The organism is Kitasatospora sp. NPDC033851 (assembly GCF_055576085.1).
On sequence record NZ_JBVIRL010000048.1, the window covers coordinates 23,569 to 33,280 of the forward strand.

The 9,712-nt window shown below is 71.2% G+C and carries 5 protein-coding genes; 2 read left to right on the top strand and 3 right to left on the bottom strand.

All coding sequences use genetic code 11. From position 1 onward, the window contains the following. The first annotated feature begins 46 nt into the window (after window positions 1-46). Both ACZ51D_RS41190 and ACZ51D_RS41195 read left to right on the top strand, forming a co-directional pair. Window positions 47-1,462, top strand: a complete 1,416-nt coding sequence (locus ACZ51D_RS41190) for an NAD(P)/FAD-dependent oxidoreductase (RefSeq protein ID WP_465665411.1) — start codon at window positions 47-49, stop codon at window positions 1,460-1,462. 76 nt (window positions 1,463-1,538) lie between these two features. Beyond that, window positions 1,539-2,780, top strand: a complete 1,242-nt coding sequence (locus tag ACZ51D_RS41195; RefSeq protein ID WP_465625806.1) for a cation:proton antiporter — start codon at window positions 1,539-1,541, stop codon at window positions 2,778-2,780. Window positions 2,781-2,838: 58 nt separating this feature from the next. On the opposite strand, the gene ACZ51D_RS41200 is transcribed toward ACZ51D_RS41195, so the two are convergent. The 3 genes from ACZ51D_RS41200 to ACZ51D_RS41210 all read right to left on the bottom strand — a co-directional run bounded on the left by ACZ51D_RS41200 (window position 2,839) and on the right by ACZ51D_RS41210 (window position 7,269). Next, on the bottom strand, window positions 2,839-3,084 hold the full coding sequence (locus ACZ51D_RS41200) for a hypothetical protein (RefSeq protein WP_465625808.1): 246 nt from the start codon (window positions 3,082-3,084) through the stop codon (window positions 2,839-2,841). Window positions 3,085-3,443: 359 nt separating this feature from the next. After that, window positions 3,444-4,856 carry a hypothetical protein gene (locus ACZ51D_RS41205; RefSeq protein WP_465625812.1) on the bottom strand — a complete coding sequence of 471 codons (1,413 nt, stop codon included), beginning with the start codon at window positions 4,854-4,856 and terminating at the stop codon, window positions 3,444-3,446. Between the two features lie 2,143 nt (window positions 4,857-6,999). Beyond that, window positions 7,000-7,269, bottom strand: coding sequence for a chaplin (locus tag ACZ51D_RS41210; protein ID WP_465665413.1), 270 nt, complete (start codon window positions 7,267-7,269; stop codon window positions 7,000-7,002). Between the last annotated feature and the right edge of the window lie 2,443 nt (window positions 7,270-9,712).

The following is a 9,712-nucleotide window of genomic DNA, read 5'->3' on the forward strand; positions in this document are numbered from 1 at the left end:
TGCCTCTCCGCTCCACGACTGTCCAGTACCCGAAAGGAACTTCCCCATGTCCGCAGATACGTCTGCAGCCTCCTCGTATGACGTCGTGGTCGTCGGCGGCGGCCCGGCCGGCTCCACCCTGGCCGGGCTGCTGGCCAAGGACGGACACCGCGTCCTCGTCCTGGAGCGTGAACGGTTCCCTCGCTACCACATCGGCGAGTCCCTGGTCACCGGCATGATCCCGGTGATGGAGGAACTCGGCGTGGTGGACGAACTCGAGACCCGCTTCCAGCGCAAGAGCGGTATCAACCTGGTGTGGGGCAGTGACCCGCAGCCCTGGCGCTCCGACTTCTCCGCCACCGGCGGCCTCTACGACCACTCCTGGCACGTGCGCCGCGACGAGTTCGACCAGCTACTGCTGGACACCGCCCGCAAGTTCGGCGCCGATGTGGTCGAGGAGGCCCACGTCACCTCCGTCATTCAGGACGAGGCCGGCACCGTCACCGGCGTGACCTACACCTGTGACGGTGTGGAGCATCAGGTGGCGGCCCGCTACGTGGCGGATGCCTCGGGCCAGAGCCGCCTGCTGACGCGCAACCTCACCACCGTCACCTGGCAGGAGGACCTGCGCAACGTTGCCGTGTGGACCTACTACAACGACTACGAGCCGCTCGAGTTCGCCCAGGACATCCTGGTGGAGGCATTGGACCAGGGGGGCTGGATGTGGGGCATCCCGGTCTCCGACACCAAGCTCAGCCTGGGCTACGTCATGCCCGCTAACCAGCTGAAGGACGCCTCCAAGGACGGCCGCAGCCGACGCGAGGTCTTCGAGGAGGGGCTCGCCTCCAGCCGGATCGCCAAGGGCATGGTCGAGAACGCAACGGAGGACGGTGAACTGCGTACCGCCCGCGACTGGTCACACGTCAGCAACGCGTTCCACGGGCCGGGCTGGCTCGCGGTCGGTGATGCCGCCTGCTTCATCGACCCGCTGTTTTCGTCCGGCGTGTGGCTGGGCACCTCCGGCTCCTGGCTCGCTGCCCGCTCCCTCGACGTGGCGCTGAAGAACCCCGCCGACGCGCAACAGTCCCTCGACCGGTTCGCCTCGCTCTACCGCCAGCTCTTCGAGGACATCCTCGCCTACGTGCGGTTCTTCATGGATCCCACCCGACTCAAGGAGGAGTACATGGAGCGGGCCCAAGGCATCGGCCGCACCTACACCGAGAACTCCCGGGTCGGCTTCATAAGCCTCATCTCCGGCGTCAGCGCGCTGCCGGAGCTGGTCACCTTCGACCCGATGGGTGAAGAGGGCATGATCGAGAGCATCCGGGCGCGCTACGAGAAGGTCATCGAGACGAAGCTGGCCCGCGGCGAGATCGACCTGGAGACCCTCACCGCGATGGAGGCAGAGTCGATGGCCGCGATAGCGGCCCAGGCCGCCGCCGAGGACGGGGAAATGGCCTCCGCAGAGACCGATCCCGCATGACCCCGCCCCCCTGCACCGGCGTACCCGCACAACCCCCGGGCGGGTACGCCGGCCTCACCCGTCCCGGAGGACACCCGTGTCCAGTCATGACCTGGTACGCCTGTTCGTGGGGCTCGCCGCCGCAGTACTGCTGTCCCGGCTGGCCGGACGCCTTGCCATTCGGCTTAGGCAGCCGCCCGTGGTCGGTGAGATCGCCGCAGGGGTGCTGATGGGCCCCACACTCCTCGGCGGAGCCGTCGGCAGCCTGCTCTTCCCCGAGGGTGTGCGACCGCTGCTCACAGGGGTCGCCGACTTGGGGCTCGCCTTGTTCATGTTCGGTGTTGGCCTGCACCTGGAACCGTCGTCCCTGCGGAGGCAGGCAAGGACCGCGGGTGCCGTGTCCCTGGGCGCCACGCTCCCTGCCTTCGTGCTCGGCGCAGGACTGGGTCTGCTGCTCACCGATGGCGGCTCCAACGGTCACCGGATGGCAACCGTTGTGTTCCTGGGCCTCACCCTCTCCGTCACCGCGCTACCCGTCCTGGCTCGGATCCTGGCGGACCGGGGCTTGGCCGCCAGCCGCGAGGGTGCCGTGGCGATGGCGTCCGCCGCAGTGGTGGACGTGCTGGCCTGGGGCGCGCTCGCCGCCGTCACCGCAATGGTGTCGGACGGGCAGGCGGGCATCCTACTCTTCGTCCCCTATCTGCTGCTCATGCTGCTGGTGGTCCGGCCGTTGCTGGCCCGTTCCCCCCGGCGGCCAGGAGCGCCGGTCCTCATCGCCGGTGCTCTGCTCTCGGCAGCCGCCACCGAGGTGATGGGGCTGCACCTCATCTTCGGCGCCCTGTTGTTCGGTCTGATCACACCGCGTTCCCCCGCCGGTTCCCCGGAGCATGACCGGCTGCGCGAAACGGTGGACCAGTCCGCCTCGCTCATGATGCCGGCGTTCTTCGTGCTCAGCGGCCTGGCGGTGGACCTGAGGGGCCTGGACTGGCAGAGACTGCTGGAGCTGATTCTGATCGTGGTGACGGCCGTCGCGGGCAAGATGGGCGGCACCTACGCCGCGGCGCGGCTCAGCCGCCTGCCGGCCCGCTCGGCAGCTGTCCTCGCCACGTTGATGAACACCCGTGGTCTTACCGAACTGGTCCTGCTCTCGGTCGGCCTCCACCTGGGCCTGCTCAGCCAAGACCTCTACTCGCTCATGGTGGTGATGGCCCTGGTCACCACCGCGATGACGGGCCCTCTGTTGGTCCTGCTGGAGCGCACCGAGCCGCCCTCGCAGGCATGGGCCGGCACCGAGCCTCGGGACGAACGGATGCGCGACAGCCGACCGGTCCGGTCGTAGGCGAGCACTGAGGTGACCGTCTGCGGCGACGGGTTCGGACACACGGGACCGGTCGCTGCTACCTCGGGGCGGGCGCCCGGGACAAAGGGGCGGGACAAGGGGTGCCGTCAGAGCGCGGACAAGGGGTCGGCGTGCAGGGTCGGCGGCGCTTGTCCGGGCCCGGCACCCGGACGCCCGGGCGCAGGGCCTCGGGGAAGGTGGCGGTGACGGCGGAGCCGGCCGCGGTGAGGTGCCAGGCCTTCGCCCGGCCGGCCTGCGGCAGGGTCACGAACTCCGCCAGGCCCTCGGCCGCCAGCCGGGCCATGCCGGGCGGGGCTCCATCGGGGGGGCTGGAGCTGACCGAGAAGGCCGGCCCTGAGCGGCTGGAGTGCCCGCGGTGCGAGCGGGACCGCACCGCGGGCAGGACTTGGGCCCGCTGGTGCTGCCCGCCCCGTCCATGCGGGAGCTGATGGCCGCGCTGGTGTCTGCTCCGGACGATCCGTGGTGGGAGGCGCGGGTGCGCGCGCGAAGCTCCATCCGGCCAAGGGTCGCTAAGTGTGACCTGTTGGCACGTGGGGGCGTGGAGTGGCGGGTTGTCGCATCCGGTGCCACTGATCAGCGGCGCATGCCTGACGGCGGGGCCGTCCTCATGGACGGCCCCGCCGTTGGCCCGGGTCGGTCGGTCTACCAGTGCTCGTGGCGCTCGCAGCGCTCGTCGTGCTCGTGGCGCTTGATCTTGGTGGGGTCGGCGGCGATGTGGCTGGCGGTGTCGCCGCCGCCGATGGCGGTGGCGATGTTGGTGACATCGCGCGGGGCGGCGCAGGAGACGTCGACCTTCAGGGTGATGGGCGGGTAGCTGCTCCCGGCGGCAAGGACGTCGTTACGGGTGCAGGTGAGGTTGGTCAGGGCGCAGTTCCATCCCGTGCCACTGATGCTGTCGGCCCTGAGCCCGTCGGGAAGGGTGTCGTACACGGTGACCGTGGTGCCGTCGGTCGGGGAGGCCCCGGAGGCGTTGCCGACGGTGATGGTGTAGGTGCCGTCCCGCCCCTGGGTGAAGTGCCTGCCGTGGGTTTTGGCGATGGTCAAGGACGGGGTGACCACCGTGTAGGAGATGGTCACCTGGCCGTTGTGGTTCGCCGTCCCGATCGTCGACGGCGCGTAGGACGTGGGGATACCCGTGGGGGTGGCGAAGCTGCTGCCCCCACCACCTCCACCCCCACCCGCCGAGGTGCCGTTGCTGTTGACGGTGGCGCTGCCGCCGCCCCCGCCGGCGAAGTACCCGCCGCCACCGCCCCCACCGGCACCGGTAGTGGCGGTGCAGCCGCCGTCGAAGGTACCGCCGGTGCCGCCGGTGCCGACCGTGACGCCGGCAAACCCGTCTCCCGGCCCGCCATTCGTGGCCGTACAGAGTGGAGCGGTGCCGGCGGCCCCGCCGGCGCCACCGGTGCTCGTGCTGGTGCTGCCACCGTCCCCGCCCTGCCCCGGCGAAGCCCCAGAGCCGGTAGCACTTCCCGCGGTACCTCCGGTGGCATCCGCCGTTCCGCCGTTACCCCCGTTCCCTCCCGCAGAACCCGCTCCGGTGCCGCCGGCGGCACCGCCGCCCCCGGCGACCACCAGCAAGGAGCCGCCCGCGCTGACGCTGGAAGCTCCACCCCCACCCGGACCTTCGAACTGGGCACCACTGGCCGCGCCGGCCCCGCCCGGGGCGCCGCCGTTGAACCCGCCGACACCACCCCTCCCGCTGCCGTTGCAGCCTTTGCCGCCGGTGCCACCGACGTCGATGGTGAACGTCGTCGGGGCGGTGGTCTGCGGCAGGGTGGTCACCACCTGCGCCCCCGTCCCGCCCGTCCCCGTGACCGAACAGGCGGTGCCGGTGTTGTCGGCGCCGCCGGCGCCGTCCGCGGTGATCGTCACCACCGCCGCCGCCGGAACCGTCAAGGTCTGCGCAGCGCCGGTGAAAGTGAAGGTCTGCGACGGATCAGCCCGCTGCGCCCGCACTGGCATGGTTTCCACTGGTGCGGCGGCCACCGGTGGAGCCGTGGCCGCCAGCAGCGCCATACCGGACAGCAGCGCGCTCCCCACCGATACCACCCCCACGCGGCGCTCCCCACGTCGTTCACCCGAGCCAACCGGGTCGGACGCGACGGCGGTACGGACCGGGGTCGTCCCACCGGCCGGGGTCCTGTTGAACTCGGCCACTGGCCGTTGACGGCTGACCCGGTACCACGGCAGATCGCCCTGTCCACGCGTACGAGCATTCATCCGCGGGTTCACCTCTCCTCACAGCGAAGCGCCCTGCGCCCCTCACGTTGCAAGTCGCGGGCATGACTGGATGCCTGACATAAATTCAGGACAAAACATCATTAAATGCCCTGATCCGATCACTTCGAGGTAGCGAGGCGATGGGATACCACGTGTGTCGCAGCGGGCCGTGCGGCTAGCCGTAGAGGGCGGTGACCCGGGCCAAGGAGTGAGGAGATCGTCTCTCCGTGAACGGAGACACACGGAAGATCCGGGAAACATGGCCCAGCCTCGCGGAGAACAGCAGAACCCGAAGGCAGTTCTCTTCTTTCCGCCCTGCCCACCTGCTTTCCCGCCCTGTCGGTCAAGCGCGCACCCCAGATCGCCCGGGCGGCGAGCGCTTGCTGCGCCCGTGTTGGACGTGCCGGGGCTCGATTGGCGGGAAGGAGGGTTTGCTGCTGGAGCTGACCGAGAAGGCCGGCCCGGACCGGCTGGAGTGCCCGCGGTGCGAGCGGGACCGCACCGCGGGCAGGACTTGGGCCGGCTGGTGCTGCCCACGCTGACCAAGCGTGAGCAGCTTGCCGCGCTGGTCTTTGCCCCGGATGATCCGTGGTGGGGGTGCTGCAGGCGAAGCTCTGCCCGCCGCGGAAGCGCCCTCGGGCGCGGCTGGATGACGGGTGGCCAGGTGCGGAGCAGGGCGATCGCCTCGTCGATGCGGCCCTGGCGTTCGCGCCTCGTCGCGAGCAGGCTGGCCGCCGTGGCCGGGTCGTCCAGCTGCCGGGCGACAGCTCGGGCGGCCGGGGATTGCGCTGCTGGAGGAGGGCCACGGCGTCGTGGCTCGGACTGGCTGGAGTGCCCGGGCTGCGCACACCCTCCGAAAAGCCAAGGAGGCCGTCGGCCCGCCGTGCAAGTCGTCCAGGAGACGCTGCACCGTTCCGTGCTGTGCCCCGCTGCTGGTCGCGGGTGTCAGTCAGGAGCCCGCTGTTCCTGCGGCCGCTTCGCCGCAGGCCCGGCACCGGGGCCGGTGGTCTGGTGTGGGTGGCTGGAGGGTGTTCAGAAACGTTCGCCGTCACGGGGTGGCCTCGGGTGTCTGTGGTCTGGTGCTGTCGCGTTGGGCTGTCGCGGGCCTGTGACGTGGGTGGGTGCCGGGACCCCCGTGTGTGGTGGGGTGCGACAGACGGGTGGGACAGGGGCTCAGGGCTGCCTGGGCGCCGAGATCGGCCGCTATGGTGCTGGTGGCCGGGCCCACTATGAGCCCCGTCTGCGGATCCAGCCCGCTGGGACCGGTCGGGCGATACCTCTGAGTCCACCGGGAGCGACCCCGGCGGCAGCGCGGCCGGGGCCCGCGCAGACTGGAAGGGCAGGCCGGTCCGCGTCCGGACCCCCGAGCGGGCAGCGGACCGGTGTTCCTCACCCGCGCCGCTTCCCGCAACCGCCCTGCGTGCCATCGCAAAGGGGCCGCTCTTGGGTGGCATGTTCGCGGCCGAAATTTCGCAGGTCAAAGGCCTGGCATCGGCTGATCGGCGGGTCTAGCATTCCCGGCACGGCGGCCCCACCACAGCGCCCACCGGGCCGCCGAGCAGAGCAGCCGCGTCTCCTGTCGGCGCTGCTGGCCTCCCACCGGCCGGGCCCGCGCGGAACGCAGCCCCTCGTTCCCGGGCCAGGCCGCCTGCGCCTTTCGACAGCAGACTTGTCGCCAACGCCGCCGCACCCGCGCGGCTGGAACTGTCCGCCTCCCGCAGTCAGCCCGCGCCCGCCGACCGGGACCTGGGCCGGGCAATCCTCGACTCCCCACTGGTGCGCGGCGCGATGTGGCTGCGCTGGACCCGGCACGACGGCATCCGCACCCTCCACCACGGTGCCGGCCTGGCCCGCGGCTGGGGCTCTGCTGGGCCCTGAGTCCCTTGGCGATGTTCTGCTGTGTCCCGGCTCGCGCTAGGGGATGTCGGTATGTTCAGCGGGACAAAGGTCCGCGTGGGAGCCCCCTGCCCAACATCTCTCAGCCACCGCCACCGCCACCGCCATCGCCGGGACCGGGCAGAGCGATGGTGTTGCCGCACAGGTTGAGCGGGATGTTGATCGGGGCCTGGACCAGGTTTCCTGACAACAGTCCCGGGGATCCGATGGCCGCGCCCTCCGCGGTGGTACCGCCGACGTTCACGCAGCCGGCTTTGCCAGCCGCGTTGCCGAGCGCTTGGGCGGGTGCGACACCGGCGACCAGCAGGCTGCCTGCGGCAGCAATAGACGCGATCACGCTTGGGAGAGCCATAAAGAGCAGCGTCGCAGACGCGCGTTCGTCTCAGGCGGCGGCAGGGCGGCATGACATCCCATCATCACCCTTCTGGTCGCTCGCCCGGTGTGACCTGTCGTGGTCTGTCGGGTTCGTATTGGGGTGTTTGAGGGTTTTGTGGTGTGCTGGTTGGACCAGTTGGGGGTGGTGTCAGGGGTAGGTGGGGGGTGGGTTCGGGGTGGTGTTTCCGGGCCTGTCCCGGTCACGTTCCCGTGTGTGTAGTAGGCATGCCAAGCCGCCCAGGGGTCCGGCTGTCGGGTTGGCAATGTGTCGGGTTTTCTGGCGTGCTCTCCGGCTGTTTTTCCTGGCTTGTTCCAGGGGATTTCGTCGGTGAATTCCGTGCGGGTTTTCCGGGTTTTCTGGGGTGTCTGTGTCTGCTTTCGGTACCGGCCTGGGCGCCCGCCGGTTCGGCGCGTCGGCTCTGCTCCGGTCGGTCTCGGTGGCCGCTTGTCCGGGCCTGCCTCGGTGGCGGCCGGCCGCGGGGGCCCGTGCTGCTGCGCCCGGCCCTGCCCGGCCCGCTCGGCGACGTTCCCGGGCCTGCCCCCGACGCCCCGTCCCGCTGGTCCTTGGCCGCTGTCCTCGGCGCCCGTTCGTTCGTTCCGGCCGTCCCGTCCCCGTCTCCGGGCCTGCCCCGGCGCAGCGGGGTCGTTCCAGAAATCTGGAACGACGGGTGACGAGCCTGCCGCTGCTCCGCCTCGCTCGTCGCGGCCGCCGTCCTCGGGCCGCTGCGTCCCGCTCGGCGCCCGTCGTGGCCGCCGCCCGCCCCGTCCTCGCTGGCGCCTGCTGCGCCGCCGCCGTCCTGGCCGCCGGGCGGCCGTCCCGGCTGTCGCGGGTGCTGTCGCGTCGGGGTGCCGCGTGGGGTGTTGTCATCTGGTGTGACGTGGGCGGGGACCCGGGAAACCCTGTGTGTGGCAGGGGTGCGACAGGCCGGGGTGCGACAACTGTGCCCTCGTCGGCCGGCGGTCTCGGACGTAGGCCCGTCCCTGGTGTCCTGTGTGCCGGTGGCCCGGCCCGAAGGGAGCCGCAGGCCACCGTGCCCGCCCGCTCCGCCCTGCTCCCCGCCCGCCCGAAAAGGGGCCCGCAGCCTCACCCGGACTTCCCCGGTCCCCTGGCCACTTCCCGAGGGGCCGCCAGGCCCCGCTCCCGGCTCTCCTCCCACCGCCCTCCGGAGGGGCCGCAGGCCCCGCCCCCGGCTCCCGGTGGCGCCGCAGACGCCACCCCCCGACCACCACCAAGGGGCCGCCAGGCCCCGACCCCCTGCCGAAGGCCCGCAGCCTCTTTTCCTGTTGTTCCGTGTCGTGCTGCGCCCCGCTTTTCGGGAGAGTGGTGTCCGTGTTTTTCACGGTCGGATGCCGGTAGCGGGTTAGTGCTCAAGGTGGTATTACGATCTAAGATCTGCCCTGGTTGGAAGGAAGCATCGTTTCTGGCGCCTTTTACTGGATATTTCGTGGTTCGGTGGAGCGGGCGTCATATCCAGGCAGACGGGCGGGTTTTCCGGGGTGTTCCGTGCGGTGTCATGGTGGCGTTCTCAGGACGTTGTGAGGGCGGCTCAGGTGACCGTCCCACGCGGTCTCGGAAGCCTCGTGCTGCGCCCCTTTCCCCGCATGCTGCGCCCCTCTCCCCGGCGCCTTTAGGCGGGGTGGGGTGCGGTGCGCCGCAGGGGCTTTTCCCGGACTTCCAGGCGCCCCTTTCCGGGGTGGTGTGCTCGGCGTTTTCTGCCGTGTGCCGGGGAAAGCCCTGGCCCCGTCAGGACTGGGGGGTGTGCTCGTCCGGGCCGGGCCTGCGCGCGGGGCAAGGCCGTGACAGCTCTTGCATCTTCGAACCCCGGCCCTGGCACGGGGCGAGAGGCCTGCTTTGGGGGCTGTCGGCCGCAGGCCGCCGCGCTGCGCCCGGCGGTCGCCCCCGAGGCTGGCCCGGGGGCCCGGCACGGGCGTCTGGACGGGGTGCCGGCCGATGTCGCCGGAGGACCGGACCGGTGGGCCCCGACAGGGCCTCATCCCGGGTGAGACGCCGGCGTCGGCAATTCGCGCCACATCGTCAACGGGCACCGTTCCGGATATCCCCCTCCCCGTCAGGGGAGGGCTGCCACCCGAAATTCACGCCACATCGTCAACGCCCGGGGCCGCCCCGCAGGGGAGGCCCTGCTACCCGCAATTCACGTCACATCGTTAACGCCACTCATGGCGGGCCGCAGGCCCGTGCCCAACCACCCATCAACTAAGGCCCCGCCAGGGGCCGTCACCCCAAAGCCAATTCGCCGCAGGCGAATGGCCCCACCCCCGCCCGGCGCAGCCGGGCCCCGAGGCGCAGCCTCGGGCAACCACCCGCGGTGACGCCGCCAGGCGGCACCCCCGCACCTGGCGGTGCGTCAGCACCGCCGCAGGGCCGCCAGGCCCTGCTTAAGCCGCAGGCTTCCGCCCCG

Excerpts from the sequence above, each read along its gene's own strand:
- ACZ51D_RS41190 (WP_465665411.1), top strand. The coding sequence starts at position 47 with ATGTCCGCAGATACGTCTGCAGCCTCCTCGTATGACGTCGTGGTCGTC.
- ACZ51D_RS41200 (WP_465625808.1), bottom strand. The coding sequence starts at position 3,084 with ATGGCCCGGCTGGCGGCCGAGGGCCTGGCGGAGTTCGTGACCCTGCCG.
- ACZ51D_RS41210 (WP_465665413.1), bottom strand. The coding sequence starts at position 7,269 with ATGGCTCTCCCAAGCGTGATCGCGTCTATTGCTGCCGCAGGCAGCCTG.